Consider the following 20,570-nt stretch of genomic DNA (forward strand, 5'->3'; position numbering starts at 1 on the left):
GGGCCCTCAGAGCTGGGCCGAGCCGCCCGGCGACAGCCGCAGGTGCTCCGCGCCGCCGAGCCCGCCGATCTGCCGGTCGTAGATCGGCCGGGCCAGATCGGTCAGGAGCGCGTCGTGGATGTCGTAGGCGCGGCGCGGCTTCACCTCGCGCACGTAGTCGATGACCTCGGAGATCTTGCTCCACGGCGCCATGACGGGCAGCATCAGCGTCTCGACCGGGTGGTCGGGGACGGTGAGGGCGTCGCCCGGGTGGAAGAGCGTGCCGCCGTCGACGAGGTAGCCGACGTTGGTGATGCGCGGGATGTCCGGGTGGATGACGGCGTGCAGTTCGCCGTGGACCTGGACGTCGAACCCGGCCGCGGTGAACGTGTCCCCGTGGCCGACCGTGTGGACGCGGCCCGGGAACGCCGCGGTCAGCCGCTCCGCCACGGACCCCAGAGTCCAGATCCGCGCGCCGGGGTTGTCCTCCATCCCGGCGCGCAGCCGTGCCTCGTCGAAGTGGTCGGGGTGCTCGTGGGTCACGAGGATCGCGTCGGCGCCGAGGGCCGCGTCCTCCTCGGAGAACCCGCCCGGATCGATGACCAGGGTCTGCCCGTCCTTCTCCAGGCGGACGCAGGAGTGGAACTTCTTCGTGAGCTTCATGGGTCCCATCCTGCTCCGCGGGGGCGGCGTCCGGGCAACCGGAGCCGGGTGCCCCCACTGCCCGGCTGAGGATCACTCCGGCGGGGTGGTCTCCTCGCGGATGACCTGCTGGGCCACCTTGAAGGCGGAATTGGCCGCGGGGACGCCGCAGTAGACAGCCGTCTGGAGCAGGATCTCCTTGATCTCGTCGGCCGTCAGCCCGTTGCGCAGGGCCGCGCGCGTGTGGGCGGCCAGCTCGTCGAAGTGTCCGCCCGCCACCAGGGCCGTCAGCGTCACGCTGGAGCGCATACGGCGGTCCAGGCCGGGGCGGTTCCAGATCTCGCCCCAGGCGTAGCGCGTGATGAGCTCCTGGAAGTCGCCGGAGAAGTCGTCGGCGCCGGCCAGGGCCCGGTCCACGTGGGCGTCGCCGAGGACCTCGCGGCGCACCTTCAGGCCCGCGTCGTGCGCGTCGGGCCTGACGGCCGCCTCGGGCTGCGCGGCGGCGGAGATCTCGGCGACGGGGGCGACCGGCGGGGGCGGCGGCGCGATGACCGGCTTGACGGGCGTGGCGGCGATGGCGTGCTGGCCGGTCTCGTAGCCGGGCAGCCAGGCCGAGGAGAAGTGGCGTACGAGGAGGTCGGTGACGGCCGCGGGCTGCTCGACCGGGGCCAGGTGGGAGGCGCCGGGGACCACCGCGAGGCGGGCGTCGGGGATGCCGGCGACGAGGGTGCGGGCCTGCGCCGGGCCGGTGACCTGGTCCTCCGAGCCGACCAGGACAAGGGTGGGGACGCCGATGGCGCCCAGTTCCGCGCGGATGTCGAAGGCGGCGAGCGCCTCGCAGGCGGCGATGTAGCAGCCGGGGTCCGTCGTGCGGACCATCTGGACGGCCCAGTCCGTGATCGCGGGCTGCGCGGCGGCGAACCCGGACGTGAACCAGCGCTCCGGCGAGGTACGCGCGATGGGGTCCAGGCCGTTGCTGCGGACGATGACGCCGCGCTGGCGGAACTCGTCGGCCGTGCCGAACCGCGGTGACGCCGCGATCAGGGCGAGGGAGGCGACGCGCTGCGGATGGCGCAGGGCCAGCTCGGCGCCGATCGCGCCGCCGAGCGAACACCCCGCGTACCCGAAGCGCTGCACGCCCGCCTCGTCGAGGGTGGCGAGGAGCCGGTCCGCGAGTTCGGCGACGGAACCGACCGGGTGGGCGGGGGCGCCGCCGTGGCCGGGGAGGTCGAAGCGGAACACCCGCCACTGCTTGGCCAGCTCGGGTATCTGCCGGTCCCACATGTGCCATGTCGTACCCAGTGAGGGACCCAAGATCAGGACAGGGGCGTCGGCCGGCCCGTCGAAGCGGTACTGCAAGGTGTTCTTCGGTGTCTCACTCACGCCCAGAACGGTCTCACATCTCACAAATTCACACGTGCCTGGGTTGGCACCCCACGCAAGCCGTCCCACGTTGTGATGGTTTCGCGAAGATCCACCGTGCCGGGCCCTGTGGGGGCCAGGACCCCCCTGCGCGGCTCGTCGCGGCGGTCGCCGCGGATACGGCGTGCTCACCGTTCCGGGCCAGATCGGACGGGGTAGGGATGGGGGGATGGGGGGTGATGTCGGATGCGCGTGCTGCGTCGTCCCCGGCTGGCGGAGCCCAAGGTCTCGGTCTCCGAACTGGAGCTGTTCGGTGGGCCGTTGCGTTACGACTCCGGGTGGAGCAAGCACGAGTACGCCCGCCTGGACCTCACCTTGTGGGGGGCCTTGAAGTCACTGCCGGGGCTGGTCCGGCGGACGATGGCGCTGGCGTGGCGCACCGACCGGCGTTCGCTGGTCACCGTCGGCGTCACCGAGATCGGTCAGGGCGTGGCCACCGCGGTGAAGCTGCTCGCCGTGAACGCCGCCCTGCACGCGGTCGTCGACGCCGGCACGGACGTGCGCGGCCTGCGGAACGCGTTGCCCGCCGCGGTGCTGATGGCCCTGGTGCTGTGCGTCAACGCCGTCCTCGCTTCCCTGTCCACCGCGGCGGCGGGGAGTCTGGAGCCGAAGGTGGAGCGGGCCGCGTCCGAGCAGTATCTGGCCGCCTGCCGTCGTGTCGAGATGGCGGCGATCGAGGACGGCGCGTTCCGTGAGCTGATCGACCGGGCGCAGTACGGGGCCACCGAGGCCCGGCACATGATCGGCTCCACGGTCGCCGCGATCAACAGCGTGCTGTCGCTGATCGCGTCCGGCGGTGTGCTGTTCGTGCTGAACCCGGTGCTGCTGCCGATGCTGGTCCTGATCGTGGCGCCGCGCGGCTGGGGCGTGATGCGCGTGGCCCAGCAGCGCTACTTCTCGACCATGACCTGGATCGAGCACCTGCGCGGCAGCCGTGTGCTGTCCAGCCTCCTCACCTCGACCACCGCGGCGCTGGAGGTACGGGTCCACGGCGTGGGCGCGTTCCTGCTGCACCACTTCCAGGTCATGTCGCACACCTCCGAGAGCGAGCAGGAGCGCCTCGCGAAGGACAAGGCCCGCACCGAACTGGCCGCGTCCGCGTTGCAGGGCCTCGGCTATCTGCTGACGTTCACGCTGATGATCGCCCTGTGCCTCACCGGGCACATGAGCGTCGCCGTCTTCGGTACCGCCACCCTGGCCATCAACTCCGGCTCCGCCGGGATCGGCGCCCTGGTGAGCACGATGAGCCAGCTCCACGAGCAGTCCCTGTACGTGCACGACCTCACCGAGTTCCTGGTGAAGGCCGAGGAGCGGGCCATTCCGGAAGGCGGTCTTCCGCTGCCCGAGCGGCCCCGGTCGATCCGTCTGGAGAAGGTCGGCTTCCGCTACCCCGGCCGCGACGAACCCGCGGTGCGGGACGTCTCGTTCCAGATCGACCTCGGCAGCGTGATCGCCCTGGTGGGGCCGAACGGTTCGGGCAAGTCGACGCTGGTCCGGCTGTTGTCCGGGCTGCACCTGCCCGGCGACGGACGTATCCACTGGGACGACGTCGATGTCGCCGAGGCCGACCGGCACCAGCTCTTCGGCCACGTCAGCCTGCTCACCCAGACCTTCGAGCGCTGGCCCTTCACCGCGGCGGCGAACATCCGGGTCGGCCAGCCCGAACGCGCGGCCACCGAGGAGGAGCTGCGTGTCTCCGCCGTGTACGCCGGCGCGGAGCACGACATCACGGCGCTGCCCCACGGGATGCAGACGCTGCTGGGCAAGCAGTTCAGGGGCGGCAGTGATCTCAGCGGCGGGCAGTGGCAGAAGATCGGGCTGGCCCGCGCGCACTTCCGGGACGCCTGCATGATCATCGTGGACGAGCCGACGTCCGCCCTCGACCCGGACGCCGAACAGCGGGCCTTCGACCAGATCCTGGGTCTCGCCGGGCCCGACCGCATCATCGTCCTGGTCACGCACCGGATGGCCGCGGTCCGCCACGTCGACCGCATCTTCGTCATGGACGAGGGACGGTTGGTCGAACAGGGCAGTCACGCCGAGCTGTTCGCCGCCGAACCCGCCAGCCGGTACGCGCGGATGTACCGGCTCCAGGCGGAGCAGTACGACCACGAGCCCGCCCGGACGCTTCCCGGGCCGGCCCGGTCGATGCAGCCCGGCCAGTCGGGCCGGCCGTCCATCGCCGATCCGAACTGACCTCCCGTGTGCGGTGACTGATGTGCCGTCAGGGCAGGCCGTCCCGGGCTGCTCCGTTGGGAGTTGCTCGTGCTGCCGCTGATGGCGACGGCTCTCGTTGCCGGGCGCCCGTCTCGCCGGGACCCGGCCGTCGCCTCAGACGACGGTGACCGCGTGCCGCACCACCGCGTCGAACAGGTAGCCCTGGGTGTTGAACACCGTCGTCTCCGGCTGCGTACGGCCCGTCGTGTCCGTGGCCCGGGCCAGGAGCTCCGTCGGGCCCGTGGCCGTGGGGTGCCAACGCGTGGACCAGCGGACCCAGTCGGCGCGCCGCGGGGTGTCGTGGAGCTGGGCACGCTGCCAGGTACGGCCCGCGTCCGTGCTGACGTCGACGCGGGCGACAGTGCCGGCGCCCGACCAGGAGCGGCCCGTCAGGCGGTGGCCGGAATGCGCGGAGAAGGCGGCGTTCCAGGGGAGTTCGAAGGCGGACTTCAGGGTCTGCCGGGTGAGCGGGGCGCTGCCCCCGGCCGGGTACGCGTCGCCGAACAGGCGGTAGAAAGTCGTGTTCCAGGGTGAGAGGAGCGGCTCCCGGGACACCTCTATGTCCCCCACCCACTTGATCGACGCGATGCCGACCCAGGAGGGGACGACGACGCGGACCGGGGCGCCGTGGTCCGGCGGGAGGGGCTCGCCGTTCATCTCGTAGGCGAGGATCACGTCGTCGAGCGCCTTCGACACGGGCAGCGGCCGGCGCACCCGGCCCAGGTTCGTGCCGTCCGCCGTGACGTAGTCCGCGTCGAGGCCGCGCGGCAGGACGTCGACCGCGTCCGGCCGGATGCCGGCCAGGCGCAGGACGTCGGCGAGCCGGGCGCCGCGCCAGCGGGCCGAGCCGATCGCGCCCAGGGTCCAGGCGGTGCCCTCGGCGGCCCGGCCCTGCTGTTCGGCATAGAAACTGCGGCCGTTGCCCGCGCACTCGATGAAGGAGGAACGGGTCACGGCGGGCAGGTGCTTGAGATCCGCGAGGGTGAACGTCCGCCCCTCCCCCGCGAGACCACTGCCCCAGACCTTCAACTCCCACGCGGTCGCGTCGATGCGGGGTGTCGAGGTGTGGTTGCGTACGAAGAAGTGCGAGACGGGGGTGGAGTGACCGGTGCCCGCGAGGGACGCGAAGTTCGCCTCCGCGTTGGTGCCGCGCACCGTGAACCGCTCCGCGGGCAGCGGCTTGACGATGCCGGGCGCGGCCGTGGCCGCGGCGCGGGCCGGGGCCGGGAGCACGGTCGGCAGGCCCGACGCGACCCCGGCGGCCGCGAGCAGTTTCAGCAGGTCCCGGCGGTCCACGCCGTCGGCGCGGGCCCGGCCCGTCAGCCACTGGCGCAACCGGCGCCGGTCGTGGGCGGCCTCGTCGAGCGCCGTGTCGTGTGCCTCGTTCGGTGTCGTCACGCGGCGAGTGTAGGAAGCTCCCGGCGTCCAGGCCCAGAGCAACTCCCGTACCGCAACGCGCTGTTCACAACAGCACGCACCCCAGGGCCTACTGGATGCTGTCGCCGCGGTTGTTGATGGTCACGTACGTACCGATGCGCTTGAAGTCGTTGAGCACGCCGAACATGGACTTGTTCGACGGCAGCAGGGGCTGGAGCGCCCGGAGCTCAGCGCTCGTCGCCAGGTGGTCGCGGAGCTGCTCCTTGTAGGCGTTGTAGACCGTCGCCGTGTTGCCGGGCTCCTTCACGGCGTTCAGACGGTGGTCGTTGGTGACGGCGATGGAGGCGAGGTCCATCAGATAGCTGTCGAAGAGGTCGGTGACGTCCTTGAGCGAGTTGCTCCCCTCACCGGTACGCACGCCTTCGGTGATCTCCCGGGCCATCCCCACCACGATGTCGCGGTAGATCCGGTGGCGCGTACTGCTGGAGTAGGCGGCCATGATGTGGTCGGCGGCGCCGGCGCCCGCGGTGCTCATCACGCGGTCCGTCCGCCCGCCGCTCAGCCCGGGCACCGCCAGCGGGAAGTCCCGGAACATCGCCTCCTCGTCGACGATGCCGGCCCGGCCGGAGGCCAGGGGGTGCAACCCGATCTCGTGAGCGAGCATGCCCACGATGTGTCCGACGCCGTACTTCTCGAAGTAGTAGCTGGCCAGGCTGATCTCGACGCCGTCCGCACCCCTGTCGATCACGTCGGCGGGGGTCTCCGTCGTGCGCAGGCACAGGGTGATGCGGCAGCGGCGGCGGTCGATGTACTGCCTGATGGTGTCGTTCTCCCGCAGCACCTCGACGATGCGGACGGCCTTGTCGCGGTACGTCTCGCTCGTGTGCTTCAGGTTGGTGAACTCGAAGTTCCCCGAGGTGAAGGGGGTGGGGGCGGGGGTGGCGGGTCCGGCCGCGGCGGGCGGCGCGGGCGGATCCACGGCCGGGGCCGTTGCCGGGTCAACGGACGGGTCCACGGCCGGGGCCTGGCTCGTACCCGTGTCCGTGTCCGTGCCCGTGCTCATCGTGGCGTGGGCTCCGGAGAGCGTGCTCAGCCCGTGCGCTTCCTCCTCCTCGGGTGCAGGAGTACGCGGGAGCGGGAGCGGCGGTACGGGGGTGCCGTCCTCCGGGAGGGGGCGGCTCGGGTGGGGGGTGGTGAGCGGGGGCGGGGTGGTTGGGGTCGGGGTGGCCGGGGAGGCCGGGGCCGAGGTGGCTGGCGGTGGGGCGAGGGTTGCCGGGGTCGGGGTGGTCGGGGCGGGAGCGGCAGGAGCAGGGGCGGTCGAGGCGGGAGCGGCCGGAGCAGAGGTGGCCGGAGCAGGAGTGGCCGGAACAGGAGTGGCCGAGGCGGGAGCGGCCGGAACAGGAGTGGCCGGAGCAGGAGTGGCCGAGGCGGGAGCGGCCGGAACAGGAGTGGCCGGAGCAGGGGTGGTCGGGGCGGGAGCGACCGGAGCAGGAGCAGCCGGAGCCGGGGTGGTCGTCGGGAGTGCGGTGGTGGTCGGGGCCGGGGTGCCCGGTGGGAGGGCGGCGTGAAAGAAGCCGTCGGCGGCGAAGAGGACCGGATGGGTGACCGGGTCGACGGCGGCCGGGTCTCCGCGGTGCGGGAGGAAGACCTGGTCGCGACCCGTCCCCGTGACCACGGTGACGGGGGTGCCGAGGACCCGCGCGGCGAGCGCGGGCAGCAGGTCGGCGCCGCCATGGTCGCCGGCCAGGCGGTCCGGCCGCGTCGGGTCGCCGGACAGACTCCCGGGCGGCGCGGATTCGCCGGCCGGACGGTCCGGCCGCGACGGTTCACCGGCCGGACGCGGCTCGCTCGCGAACGGGCGGGACAGGGCGGCGACGGCCAGCGCCACGCGCTGCCGGGGCGTCGGCCAGAAGGTCACCGGAAGACGACCGAAGGCGTCGAACTCGGCACGCTGCGCGGGCGTCAACGTCACCCCCGCGAAGTCGAGTTCGCCCTGGGTGAAGGTGTCCTCGGCGTCCAGGGCGAGGGCGTCGAGCAGATCCTCGTTGCCGTCCTGGCCCAGCGCCGCGGCGAGGCGGTCGCGTGCGGCGCCGATGGCCTCGGCGGTGACCACCGGGTCGCCGGGCGTGTCCGCGAACCGGCCGGCGAGAACGGTGCCGAGCAGATGGGGCAGCCCCTCCCGGGTGTCGGCGGCGGCGAGCAGCGCGTGGAAGAACGAGGCGCCGTCGTGCGGCACGTCGTACACCTCGCGGACCGTGGCGCCGTCCGGCGAGGTGAGGATGCGCGGCGCGGGACCCGTGCCGGAGTCGGTGCCGGTGTCGCCGCTCCCGGTGCCGGTGCCGACACCGTCGGTGATCTTGTACGGTTCCGGTGCCTCGGAGCGCCAGTCCGGCTCGGTGTACTTCTCCGGCGGATCCGGCACCGTGACCGGGGCCGAGGCCGAGCCCTGGTGATGGTTGGTCAGGCGGGAGGCTGCCAGGTGCAGGCGGTGGTGGTCCGCGGCGGCGGCGTCGGTGCGCTGCTCCCACAGGCGGACCTCGTCGCGGGCGGCCTGCCAGGCGATGACGGCGGGGGACGGCTCCGGGACGGTCGGGGTCGACTCGGGGGCAACCGGGGTCGGCCCGGGGACAGGAAGGGCGGGCGTGTCGGCCTGCGGCCCGGTGGTGGTGGTCGGGGACGGGGCGGGCGTCAGGGGTGGCCGGTCGTCGCCGAGTGCGGCCCGCTCCGTCCCGTCGAGGGCGAGCCACATCTCGCGGGCCCGGGCGCGGGCGTCGTAATAGCTCTTCTCGGCGGTGGCGAGGTCGGCCGCCGCCTTGGCCATGTCGTCCCAGGCCGTACGGGTTCCCTCGGGGAACGTGGTGTCGTCGAGGAGGCCGTAGTCGCGGGCGATGTCCTCGCGCAGCCAGACCAGCGCGGTGGTCTCCGCCTCGACGGCACGCGGGCCGCGCACGGGCTTGCCGAGCGCCTGGAGCGGGCGGCTGTCGCCGACCTGGTGGTCCACCTCCGACACCGCGAGCCAGCTGACGGGCAGCGCGAAGAGCATGCTGCGGTCGGTGACCACCTTGATGTGGGTGCCGAGGGTGGTGTCCACGGCGGCCCGGGCCGCCGTGGAGTCGTTCGCGCCGCCGATCGGGACCGCGACACCCTGGCTGGTCAGGCCCGCGTTGCTGGTGCCCGCGAGGGGCGATGTGCCAATGGCGCCCTCGACGTTGTCGACGTTGCCGGCGTCCAGCGCGTCGGAGGTCTTCCAGCGCCGCATGGCCTCCATCCGCGGCTTGTTCTCCACGGCGAGCAGTTGGGCGCCGCCGCGGTGCAGCTTCGCGTAGAGACGGGATTCGGCGGTGTGGGACTGGCCGAAGAGGCGGGTGGAGGACTGGAGCGGCAGCGGCGCCCCGTCGGCGCCGAGCGCCTCACGGAAGCCGGAGGTGAGGCCGCCCTGTGAGGTGGCGTCCTGCTGAGCCTGGGCGGGGATGGTGCCGAGGCCGGTGAGTGGGGTGCGGTGGGCCATGCGGACGCGTTCGACGAGGGTCGGCCCGGTGTGCCGCTTACCGGAGTCGCTGTCGCCGAGGCCGTCGGCGCGGGCGGTGGCGAGGGTCAGGGCGTCCCGGACGTTGGCCGCGCCGCGGATGTCGACGGCGAGGATGCCGGAGCCGATCCGGTCGTCGAAGGGCAGGATGTCCGAGCCGTGCGGCCCGTCGCCGGGTGCCGGACCGGTGGAAGGGGCTGGGGAGGAGGCGCCAGCGGTCGGGGGGACGGAGGTCGCGGGGGCGGAGGTTGCGGAGGTTGGAGGGACGGAGGTCGCGGGGGCGGAGGTTGCGGAGGTTGGAGGGACGGAGGTCTCGGGGACGGCGGTCGCGGGGGCGGAGGTTGCGGAGGTTGGAGGGCCGGAGGTCTCGGGGACGGCGGTCGCGGGGGCGGAGGTTGCGGAGGTTGGAGGGCCGGAGGTCTCGGGGACGGCGGTCGCGGTGACAGCGGTCGAGTTGGCAGAAGTCGCGGTGCCAGAAGTCTCGGTGACAGGGGGCGAAGCGGCAGAAGTCCCGGCGGCGGAGGTCGCGGCGGCATAAGTCGCGGTGGCGGAGGTCGCCGCGGTGCGCCATGCGGCGATGCCGGCCGGGCGGGCCTGATCGGGGGTCAGTACTCGTACCGCTCGCTCCGGTTCCGGTACGTCCTGTTCGGTGAGCGCGCCGTCGGCGCCGTCGCCGTCCGGGGTGAGCAGCCCGGTCGGCACGATCTCGTTGAGGGTGCCGACCGCGGCGACGGCCCTCGGGGCGAGCCGGGCGCCGTCCGCGTCGGTCATGGTGACGCTCAGCGTGTAGTGGGTGACGATCTCGACGTGGGTCTGGGTGGTGGCGATGTTCGGCATCTCCAGGCTGCCCGCGGCCTGGGCACGGGTACTCGACTGCTGCTGCGCCGCGGTGCCCTGGAGCGAGGGGTTGACGGTGAGCAGGCCGTCGCTCGCGCGTTCGCCGACGCCGAGCGTGACGTCACCGCCGCGGTCCTGGACGGTGCCCTCCACGCCGTCGCGGGCGGTGGTGCGGTAGTCCTCCAGTTCGTAACCGGTGCGCAGCCGCTCCACGGTGGTGGTGACCGGCGTCAGCTTGAACCGGACCTGCGCGGGGCTGCCGCCCGTCGGCAGGTGGTGCGGGCTCGACCAGGCACGGTGGCGGACCGGCAGGGTCATACCGTCGGTCGTCAGTTCGTGCAGGTGGGCGCGGAGGAAGTCGGGCGAGAGCCGTTGGAGTACCTGTTCCCGGTCGTGCGAGGGGACGCCGATCTTCTCCATGCGGCGCATCAGCTGGTGCGCCGCATGGCTCGCGTCGAGCTGCCCGCTGGGGTGGCCGGGGAAGCGCCGGCCACGCAGGAAGGGAGGCACACGGTAGCCGCCGCCGAGGTTGCTCGGGGTGGCGGTGCCCAGGCCGTCCGGCGCAAGACCGGCCTCGATGGCGTCCTGCATCGGCAGATGGAGCATCACCGCGTCGCGGATGTGCTGGAACGCGGCGGCGGCGCGGCGCGGTGCGAGGCCGCGCCCGAGGCTCTCGGAGAGCCGGCCGGCCGCGGAGCTGATCCGGGTGGCGGCGCGCGTGCCCACCGTACCCATCGCGGCCGTCCAGCGGTCCCGTACCGCGACGGTCTCGGTGGCGTCGGCCACCACCAGGTACATCCGTCCCGCGAAGGACAGGGTGGTGTTGTGTCCGCGGGTGAGGGTCTGCGAGACGCTGCGGCCCTTGCCCCACGCGTACTGGAGGGCGGTCGCGTAGGAGCCGCTCACCGCCTGCTGGCCCGGGGCCTGCTGGAGCGGCATCTCGCTGCCCTGGAGGCCCACGGTGAAGCGGGACGCGGTGGAGCGGCCGCCGGCGATCCGGTGCTCGTGGCCGATGGTGGCTTCCAGGCTGGCCGGCTTCGGGTCGCTCTTGACCCGTACGTCGCTCAGTTCGCCGCGGATCGCTGCCTTCAGGTAGTGGGTCCGCAGGGGGCTCGCGCCGTTCAGTCCGGTGATCCTGGAGCCGAACGGGCCCAAGTACTGGCCGAGTTGACCGGCGATGCCGAGGTTCGCCACGGCCCGGTGCAACGCGCCGCGCGCCGGGGCGCCGGGCGCGCTGACGTGCCAGGAGGTGCCCGAGGCGCGGTCGGCGGTCTCCTGCATGAGCCGCTGGCGCAGCTCGCCGCCTTCCGTGCTGAGTACTACGTGCGGGGCGCTCAACAGCTTGCGGGTGAGCTGCCTGTCGGACGAGTCGGCACGGGGCAACGGGCGCGTGCCGTCGAGGAGTTGATCCGCCTCGGCTGCCGGGAGCCGTTGGGGGGCGCGGGTGGGAGTGGGGGTGGAGGCGGGGGTGGGGGTGGGCGCCGGAGCAGGGGTTGGTTGGGGCGTGGGCGCAGGTGTCGTCGCGCCGGTGGGCGACGGGTCAACGGGAGGCGTGCCGGTGGGCGACGGGTCGGTGGCGGGTTGGACCGCAGTGGACTGGACAGTGGCGGGCTGGACAGTGGTGGCCCGGTCCGCGGGGGCCGGGGGGTCCGCGGGGGCGTGGTGGTCGGAGCCGTGCGCCGCGGGCACGGCCAGTTCCACCCGTCCCACGGTCTCGTCGCCCCGGCTGAACAGGGGCCGCTCCTCGATCTTGCTGACGAAGACGCCCGCGCCGAGGAGGCCCACCGAGGCGAGCCGGGTCCAGCCGCGCGGGCGGCGGTGCCCCTCGAAGCCCGCGCGCAACTCCACCTGGTAGCTGTAGAGGTCGGCGCCGTTCTGGAACGTCAGGTGGTCGTGGGTGACGGCGTCCGTGGTCCGGGTCGTCCTCTGCCCGGCCCCGGCGTAACGGGCGCCGAGCGCCACACTGCCGATCTGGCGCGGCGAACCGACGGTCGCCACCTTTTCGTGGTCGCGCGGGGAGATGCCCACCTCGACGCCGCCGGACACGCCGATGGACGCCTGCTGCCCCTGACCGGAGACCTCGGTGCCGATCACCCCGTTGCGCAGCGAACGTTCGCTCATGGTCGTCTCGAACCGCCGGTCGGTCAGCCGTGCCCGCAGGATCAGGGTGTGGTGGCCGCGGCGCACCTTGCCGTCCTCGGTGAGGGTCACGGGCACGCCGGTGGTGGTCAGGCTCTCCAGGCTCTGCGCCAGGCTGGGGCGGCTCAGCGCCTCGCGCACCTGCCGGTCGTTGTGCAGCGCGGTCCGCATCCGCCCGTCGTTGTACCAGAGCTTGGCCAGCCGCGGGTGACGCAGCATCAGCGGCGGGACGAACAACGACGGGTACGAGCGGTGCAGAGTGTCCAGGACCGTGTCGGCGAACACCCGCATGGGGTCGCCCTGGTGGCGGTCGGGTGCGGGGGCCTGGACCTGGCCCGGGTCCTGGTCCTGATCCGGTACGAGGTTATGGCTCTGGTACCGGCCGGGTACGGCGTCCAGTTCCTGGCCGGGTACGGGGGTCGGCGGGCGGTCCGGACGGAAGCCCTCGGCGCGGACCTGGCCGCCCAGGTGCACGGGGTCTTCGCGGGTGAGGTACCACGGCACGGGCGGCTCGGCGTCCGGGTCGGGGCCCGCCTGGCCGGGCGTCCGCGCGTCCCAGCCCGCGAGCCGGCGCGCGTCCTGGGTGGCGATCCAGTCCAGGCTGACCACACGCAACGGGCGTGCTGCGGAGGGCGGTTCGCCTGCCGCCCGCACCATCAGGGTGCGCTCCACCCGGTACAGCGCGACCGGGTGGTTGCGGACACGGCCGGTGGTCTTGCGGGCCGTGTCGGCGCCGAAGTAGTGGCCGCGCCCGGAGCTGAGATCCGTACGGACGAGCGGGCCGCCCTGCACGCGTACGTCCACCTGCGAGCCGACGAACGTGTGGTTCGGCCCGGAGGTGACCTGGACGCCCACGCGGGTGTCGCGGACGTGGCCGCGCTGGTTCTGGTACGTGGTCTGCGTGAGATCGCGCAGCTCCGCCTTGACCGACTCGGTCACCAGCGTGGCCCGGTGCGGCACCGACCGCTCCACCACCAGGTGCCCCAGCGGGTGCTGTCCGCTGCCCCGGGTCAGCTCGGGGCCGCTGACCGGTGAGGAGAGCCGCCCGAACAGGCCGAGCAGGCGTCCGGGACGGACGAACGAGACCAGCGTGCGGTGGGCCGAACTGCCCGGCCGCGCCCCGGAGATGGCGAGCGCCAGGTCCTCCGGCGGGTCCGTCAGATGCAGCCCTGTGGTGTCGGTGACGCGCGGCTGGACGCCGTCCGGGAACGTCAGGGTCTGCGGCGCGCGCCGCAGACCCTTGTAGGGGACGGTGAGGTCGTCCGGCAGGCGCCAGCTCAGCCCGTCCCGCACCGCGAACTCGGCGGTGTGCGCGGGGGTGCGTAGCCAGCGGGGTGACGTGCCGGGCCGGTTGTTCGTGCCGCTGGTGCCCGTACGGCCGGCGCCCGTACGGCTGGTGTCCGTACCGCTGGGCTGCGTACCGCTGGTGTCCGTACCGCTGGGCTGCGTACTTCTGCTATCCGTGATGGCCCTGCCCGTGGTGCCGGTTCGCGGCGCCTCGGTGACGCGGTCCACGCGCACCCGGTAGTACACGTCGTCTAGGTGCAGGTGGGAACCGTCGACGGCACGGTACTCGGACTGGTTGTACGCCTGGGTGCCCTGGGTGTAGTCGGTCCTGCGGGTCCAGCCCAGCGAGACGCCGATCTTCAGCAGCCATTCGAGCGGCGGGCCCATGCTCAGCGCGCCCGCGACGCGGCGCCCGACACCGACGCTGCGGCCGCCGCCCGTACCGGCCTGGCCGCGCCGCATGGTGTCGACGCGGACCGTGCCACCGTCCACGTCGGAGAGGCGTTCCCACCGGTGGTACGGGATGGCCTCGACGGTCATCTCGTGGCCGACGCCCGACTTCTCGCGGCCGACGAAGCGGGCGCCGCGCGGGGCGGTGAAGGCGCCGGGCTGTTCGGTCAGCAGGCGCAGCAGCTCCGCCTCGTCGAACTGGCCGCGCAGCTTGGGCGGCAGCTTCCCGAGGATCTCACCAGCCACGTCGTCGGGTGAGCGCAGGGTGAGCGTGCCGAGGCCGGTGAACAGGCCGCTGACCGGGGCCGTCGGCCGGGTGCCGTCGGCGTGCCCGTCCGGGCCCGGGGCGCCGGGATCGGAGTCCGGGCCGAGCAGGACGGCGGGCAGCCGGCTGCCGTCGTCGAAGGTGACGGTGCCCGGCGCCGGACCGGGCGGGCGAGCGTCCTGCCCGGTGAGCAGCCGCCCAGGACGGTGCCGGTCCAGCTGCGTCTCCAGCGGTACGGGGTCGCCCAGTTCGGGTGCGTCGGAGGCGGCCGGTTTCGGGTTCGCCGGGTCCGGGACGGCCGGTTCCAGGACAGCCGGTTCCGGGGTCGGGTCGGGGGTTGCCGTCGCGGCCGGGGCGGGGGTTGTTGTCGCGGCCGGGGCGGGGGTTGTTGTCGCGGCCGGGTCGACGGTCGTCGTGGCCGGGTCCGAGGCCGGGGAGCCCGCTTCGGGGTTCGTCGCGGCTGGGTCGGAGACGACCGGGGAGGGAGCGGGCGGTGTCGTGGCCGGATCGGAGACCGTCGGGGCCGGGGCCGGGGCCAGGGTGAGTGGGGCGGTGGCGGGGATCAGGGCGTCGTAGTGGTCGACGCCGTTGTAGGCCAGGTGCAGGGTGCCCGAGCCGCCGCCCGGGTGGAGGGCGGTGACGTACGTGCTGCCCGGCGCGTGCGTGTCGGGCTGGACGAGCCGCAGGTCGAGATCGAGGGTGTGCGCCAGCGCCTGCGGAAGCAGGTCGGCGAAGGGGGACGACCACAGTCCGGGATGTCCGGCGGCCGCGGCGAGCAACCCTTCCGTGCCGAGGCGCCGCGCGTCGGCCGGGGTGGGCGCCACCTCGGCGAGGTGCGGGTAGCCGCTGTCCCGCAGGATGCGCTGCCACCGCTCGGCGTCGCCGTCGGTGACGACCTCCTGCGCGACCCGGTTCCAGTACGAGGTGGTGTCACGCTGCTCGTCCGGGTCGCGCACCCCGGCGAGAGCGGTCATCCGCAGGTCGTCCACCACGGCGAGTACCGGGTCAGGCGTGGCTTCCGCCGCGGCGGCGGCCAGTTCGGAGCCGGTGACGCGCTCGCGCAGCAGGCCGCGCAGCCCGGCGACGTTCCGCGCGGCCCACGCGGGAGGTATGTCCTGGCCGCGCGCGCTGTCGAGCAGCGCGCGGAAGAAGCAGTTGCCGTTGCCGGGGGTGTCCAGGCGCCGCAGCGCTCTGCCGTCCGCGTGCACGGTGTCCGTCGCCGCCGGGGCTTTGCTGAGCAGGGTCAGATCCTCGGCCGGGCTCTGCGACCGGATCGGCGTGGGTGCCAAGTCGGGTCTGCGGCGCGCGAGTTCGGCGGTGTCCTCGGGGCTGAGCGCCAGTTCGGACAGCGGCAGCGGGGTGTCGGAGAGCGACCAGGTGATCCGCGCGGACGGGGCGTACCCGAGACCTCGTACGTCCTCCTCCGAGACCAGGGCGGTCGGCGGGAGCACGGGCGACGGGGGCAGCAGGACGTTCAGCGTGGCGTCGGGGTCGCCGGTGGCACGCAACTCGGCGGCGGCGCGCAGGAATGCGGTGTACTGCTCGACGGTGGGGTCGGCCGCGGGCCCGGTACGGGCCGCGCCGCCACTCCGGTCGCCGACCATGCGGCGCAGCAGGTCCGGGGTCATACGGCCGTCGCCGTAACGGGCCGCCGTGTCCGGATCGAGCCAGCGCAGGCCGTCGACGTACGCGAGTCCGGCCAACAGGTCCCGGTTCTCCGGGCGCTGTTCGGCGTCGGGGCCGAACGCGTCGCGCAGCGTGCGGATCTGCTGGAGGGTGCGGGCGCGGGCGAAGACGTCGGCCGGTCCCGGGCCCGCGTGCAGTCCTGCGTCGCGCGCCGCACGGTCCAGGTCGGCGCCGCCGGGCTCGGGGGTGAACAGCCGCCAGCGGCCCGGCCCGTCGGGGCCCTCGGTGAGCACGGCGCGGACGACGCCGTCCCGGTCCTCGGCCGTACCGGCCTCGGTGGTGGGGGCGTAGACCTGCCGTCCGGTGCGGTTCGCCACGTGCTGGGCCACGGGCAGCCCCGCCACCAGCGGCTGCCGCCCGGTCTCGCACGAGAAGAGCACCAGGGGCCGGTCCTGGTCTCCGTCCCGCGCCCAGGAGTTGAGCACTTCACCGAGTTGTACGCCGCTGATCTCCACTGTGGGGTGCGTCTCGTCGTCGGTCCCGAGCGTGACGGTACGGGGTGTGCCGTGTCCCGCGAAGTAGTCGGCGCCCCGCGTGGTGCCGGAGCCGGGGAGGGGAGCCGGCGGGCCGGTGAAGACGGTGCGGGTGGCGGGCGGTTCCGCCGCTGTCCCCTGAGTCACTGCCGACGGCACCTCGGGGGCGGACGTGGTCCGCACACCGCGGAACGTGTCCTGGCCGAGCAGTGCGCGACGCCCCGCGCCGTGCGCCGTGCCGTCCTCGGCCGGGCTCTGCGAGATCGTCAACGTCTGTACGGCGCGCCCCGGTCGAGGCGGCACGGTCCCGGGCGACGTCCAGCGCCGCAGCTGCGCGACGGGCACCGTGTGCCCGTCCAGGGTGGTGACGACCGGCTCGCCCCCGGGGCCCCTTCCGGGACTCTTTCCGGCACCCGTGGCACCATCCCGCTCCACGGGCCGTACGACGATCCGTCCCGATGCCGGCGGGGTCACCGCGGGCGGCGATGCGGTGAGGTGGTCCGACGGGGTCGGCCGGGGCGGAGGCGGGGTGCCGCCGCGTCCGGCGGCGGGGCCACCCGGGCCGGTGCCGCTGCCGCGGCCCGACTCCAGGTGCAGATTGGTGGCCGTCTCCGGTCCGGGGTCGGAGGGGGCGACAGTTCCGGGCGCGGGAGACGGGGCGCCGGTCGTGCGGTCCGGGGTGGTGACGAGCGCGTCGTCTCCCTCGGTACGCACGGGGTGCGGGGTTCCCGGCGTTTCCAGGGTGCGCGGGGCGGCGGGAGCGGGTCCCGGGTCGAGATCCGTACCGAGGGCGTCGGCGAGCGGCAGCAACACGTCGGCGCCGTGGAAGGTGGCGTCCGCCGTGCTTACGGTTTTCGGGATGTTCGCCGGGCCGGTGGTGGCGGTGGCCGTGGCGGTGGCGGTGGCGGTGGTGCCAGGAGTGCCAGTGGTGGTGCCGGTGGTGGTGTTCGGTGTCGTGGCGGGTGACGGGCCGCCGTTCGGCGGTGGCGTCGACGGTGGCCCGGCGAGGGGGCGGACCTGGACCGGGGCGCCCGGTCCCTCACGGGTCAACTCCACTGCGGCGCGCACCGGTTGACCCGAGCCGCCCGGGGCGGCGACCGGCGGGCCGAGCACGACGGCCCGGTCGGTCCCGGCACGGTCCAGCAACGCGGTCGCCTCTGGTGTCCCCTCCCCCGGTGGCGGCACCTCCGAGACGACGACCGTCAGCGGCGCCGCGACCACCGGAACAGGGCCGTTCTGCACATCGCCGGTCGGGGCTGTGGTGTTTTCGAGCAGACTCGAAGTACCGTCCGGTGCAACGGAATTGACGCTGCCGGGCGAGTCCACAGCTTGCGCGGAACCATCCGGCACGCCCCTGGCGCCGTCCCTTGAAACCGTGCCGTCCGACGCCCCGGCACTCTGCGACGCCGTCGATGTACCTGCCGCCGGAGCAGCCCCGGGCCCGGTGCCTCCGCCGGGTCCGGCCGAGGCACCGGGCGCGGCAGATGTACCGGGGGCGGCAGACGTACCGGGGGCCGCCGATATGCCGGGTCCAGTCGACGCCCCGGGTCCGGCGGACGTGCCGGGGGCCGCCGACGCCCCGGGTCCGGCGGGAGTTCCGGGGGCCGCCGACATGCCGGGTCCAGCAGGAGTTCCGGGAGCCGTCGCCAACCCGGGTCCAGCAGGAGTTCCGGGTCCGGCGGACGTGCCGGGGCCCGCCGACATCTCGGGTCCGGCCGAGGCATCGGGTCCGGCAGATGTACCCGACCCGCCGGAAAGTACGGGCTCCGCCGAAATGCCGGGACCGGTGGATGCGTCGGGTGCGTTGGGTGCGTCGGGTGTCACCGAAGTGCCGGGGTCGGCCGAAGAACCGGGGTCCGCCGTCACGCCAGGGCCTGACGAAGACCCCGGCCCCGCCGCCGCGCCAGGCGCCGCCGCCGCATCAGACCCCAACGAAGAACCGGCGTCGACCGAAGAACTGGGACCCGCCTGCGCACCAGGCCCCGACGAAGACCCCGGCCCCGCCAACGCGTCAGGCCCAACCGAGTCCCCCGGCCCCGCCGACGTGTCAGGCGCCACCGATGAGGCAGGTCCCGCCACATTCCCAGGCTCCGTCGCAGGCGCAGGGCCCGTCGACGTGTCAGAGCCTGACGAAGGCGCAGCTTCCGCCGACGTGTTGGAGCCGGGCGAAGGCGCGGGTGCCGTCGACGTGTTGGAGCTGGGTGAAGGCGCGAGGCCCGTCGACGTGCCCGTCCCCATCGGCGTATCGGACCCGTGAGAAGTTCCAAGGCCGCCCGGCGTACCGGGGTCGGGGGTGCCGACAGGGGCGCCGCCCGTTCGGCCGAGGGCCTCCGCCGTGGGGGCGCTCCCGCCTGTCACGGTTGCCGCACCGCTCGGGGCGTCCACCGTGACCGGCGTGCCGAAGCCGTCCAGGAGGCGGCGGACCCCGTCCGTGTCGAGCTGCACGGCATGGCTGTCCCCGGCGGTCATCACCCGGATCTCGGGCAGGTCCGACAACGCGCCGTGCAGGCCGCCGCGGACGCCGATCTCGGTGCTGCCGGGCGGCTGGGAGCGTAGGTCGGCGAGGTCGCTCAGCGCCTGGTCCCGAGCGTCGGCGGAGCCGGTGTGGACCTGCCGCCACAGTTCGTTCTCGGCCTCGACCCCGGCCCCGGACGACGGCCCGGCCGAATACGACGGCAGGTCCTGTGAGTCGTACGACGGCAGGTCCAGGGACGACGTATACGGCGGCGGGTTCAGGGACGACGTGTACGGCGGTGAGTTCTGCGCGGCGGGCGGCACCGAGGAGCCTCCGTCGCGCACCGCGCCGCCTCCACCGGCCCGGCCGGCACCGGCGTCGATACCGGTACCCGGAGAACCCGGCGCGGCGCCCGAGTCCCCGGCGCCCGCGGTGTCACCGAGGCCGCCGGAGACGGTGGGCGGCTGGTCGCGCAGGTTGTCGATGAGGTTGCGCAGTTCGGCGCCGCTGTTCAGGGCGGCTCCCGTGAGCGTTCCTTCGACCTGGCTGCTGACGCCCGCGCCGACGAACGTGGACCAACTGGTGGACCAGTCGTTGTCGAAGGCACCCTTGATCAGGATCTCCGCGAGCGCTTCACCCGCTCCGGCGGCGATGAAGTCGGTGGCCCCCTTGATCCCGTAGTGCCCGGCCACCGCGCCCGGCCGGTCGCCGAAGCTGCGCAGGATCCGGTTGTTCCGCCAGAGGTTGGGGTTGTTCGTGAACGAGAACGGGTTGTCGCGCGCGGGGCTCGGAGCCGGGGTCGGACTCGGCGTCGGTGTCGGGGTCGGGCTCGGCGTCGGCGGCGGCGTCGGCGTCGGCGTCGGCGTCGGACTAGGAGTCGGGCTCGGGCTCGGCGTCGGACTAGGAGTTGGCGTCGGGCTCGGGCCAGGTGTCGGCGTCGGCGTCGGCGTCGGGCTCTTGGGACCGGGCCCCGGGCTGTTGGTCGTGAGGTCCGGGCCCGGAGTGTTGCGCAGGTCAGGGGGGTTGTCCCGGAAGTCGAGGTCCGGGCCGTTCTTGAAGAAGTTGTTGTCGTAACTGTTGACGATGTTCTTCGCGAAACCGTCGAAGATGCTGGTGAGACCGCCCGCGGCGGCGCCGAACGCGCCGTCCTTGAGGATCTGGCCCCAGTCGAAGCCGTCGGGCCGTCGGCCGTCGGGGGCGAAGTTCATCATCGCGAGGCGCACGGCGAACGTGGTGAACGCCTCGGCGAGCGCCTCCGTCAGCGAGGGCGCAAGGTGCAGCCGTTGCAGCAGGTGGCTGAGCGTAGTGAGGATCATGAACCTGCTGCGCAGTTTGGCCAGCATGATCTGGCTGGCCGAGGCGCCGCCGGTGAAGAAGGACAGCGCCAGATAGATGGCGATCTCGATGAGCAGCCGGATGATCTCGGCGATGACCTGCCACTTGGACTCCATGATGTCCATGGAGGTCTTGCGCCGGCCCTCGGCGATCTTCTCCAGCTGGTCGGCGAAGTCGCTCAGGTAGTTCTTGCCACCGTTGCCGGTGAGCGTGCTCATCGCCTCGGCGTACGACTTGGCCAGGTCGTCCGGCATGGACCCGGCGATGTCGTGGACCGACTTGTCGATCAGCGCGGAGATCCTGTCCAGCTTCCGGCCCAGCCCGGAGTAGGGCTGACGGCTGTCGAAGGCCAGATCCTCGTCGGCGGTGAGGAGCTTCTCCCCCGTGAGGATGAAGATCATCGCGTTGACCTCGGGCGATGCCTTGATGCTCACCGGGGGCCGCCCTCAGAGGCGCGCGAGCACGCCCGGCGGGCCGCCC

The 20,570-nt window shown here is 73.5% G+C and carries 5 protein-coding genes; 1 reads left to right on the top strand and 4 read right to left on the bottom strand.

Annotated elements, in window-relative coordinates; genetic code table 11:
- Positions 1 to 6: 6 nt before the first annotated feature.
- Both ACZ45E_RS03880 and pcaDC read right to left on the bottom strand, forming a co-directional pair.
- Positions 7 to 642, bottom strand: coding sequence for an MBL fold metallo-hydrolase (locus ACZ45E_RS03880; RefSeq protein ID WP_468216153.1), 636 nt, complete (start codon positions 640 to 642; stop codon positions 7 to 9).
- A gap of 72 nt (positions 643 to 714) precedes the next feature.
- Positions 715 to 2,004: a bifunctional 3-oxoadipate enol-lactonase/4-carboxymuconolactone decarboxylase PcaDC gene (pcaDC, locus tag ACZ45E_RS03885; RefSeq protein ID WP_468216156.1), complete on the bottom strand. Its 1,290-nt coding sequence runs from the start codon at positions 2,002 to 2,004 to the stop codon at positions 715 to 717.
- Between the two features lie 225 nt (positions 2,005 to 2,229).
- On the opposite strand from pcaDC, the gene ACZ45E_RS03890 reads away from it, so the two are divergent.
- Positions 2,230 to 4,239: an ABC transporter ATP-binding protein gene (locus ACZ45E_RS03890; protein ID WP_468216158.1), complete on the top strand. Its 2,010-nt coding sequence runs from the start codon at positions 2,230 to 2,232 to the stop codon at positions 4,237 to 4,239.
- A gap of 135 nt (positions 4,240 to 4,374) precedes the next feature.
- Here the strand turns inward: ACZ45E_RS03890 and ACZ45E_RS03895 are convergent, their stop codons facing one another.
- Positions 4,375 to 5,658 (bottom strand): sulfite oxidase, encoded by a 1,284-nt coding sequence (locus tag ACZ45E_RS03895; RefSeq protein ID WP_468216161.1) that lies wholly within the window; start codon positions 5,656 to 5,658, stop codon positions 4,375 to 4,377.
- 88 nt (positions 5,659 to 5,746) lie between these two features.
- Positions 5,747 to 20,524, bottom strand: a complete 14,778-nt coding sequence (locus ACZ45E_RS03900) for a WXG100-like domain-containing protein (protein ID WP_468216162.1) — start codon at positions 20,522 to 20,524, stop codon at positions 5,747 to 5,749.
- Positions 20,525 to 20,570: the final 46 nt, after the last annotated feature.

It is taken from the genome of Streptomyces sp. NPDC030991, assembly GCF_055571235.1.

Excerpts from the sequence above, each read along its gene's own strand:
- ACZ45E_RS03880 (WP_468216153.1), bottom strand. The coding sequence starts at position 642 with ATGAAGCTCACGAAGAAGTTCCACTCCTGCGTCCGCCTGGAGAAGGAC.
- ACZ45E_RS03890 (WP_468216158.1), top strand. The coding sequence starts at position 2,230 with ATGCGCGTGCTGCGTCGTCCCCGGCTGGCGGAGCCCAAGGTCTCGGTC.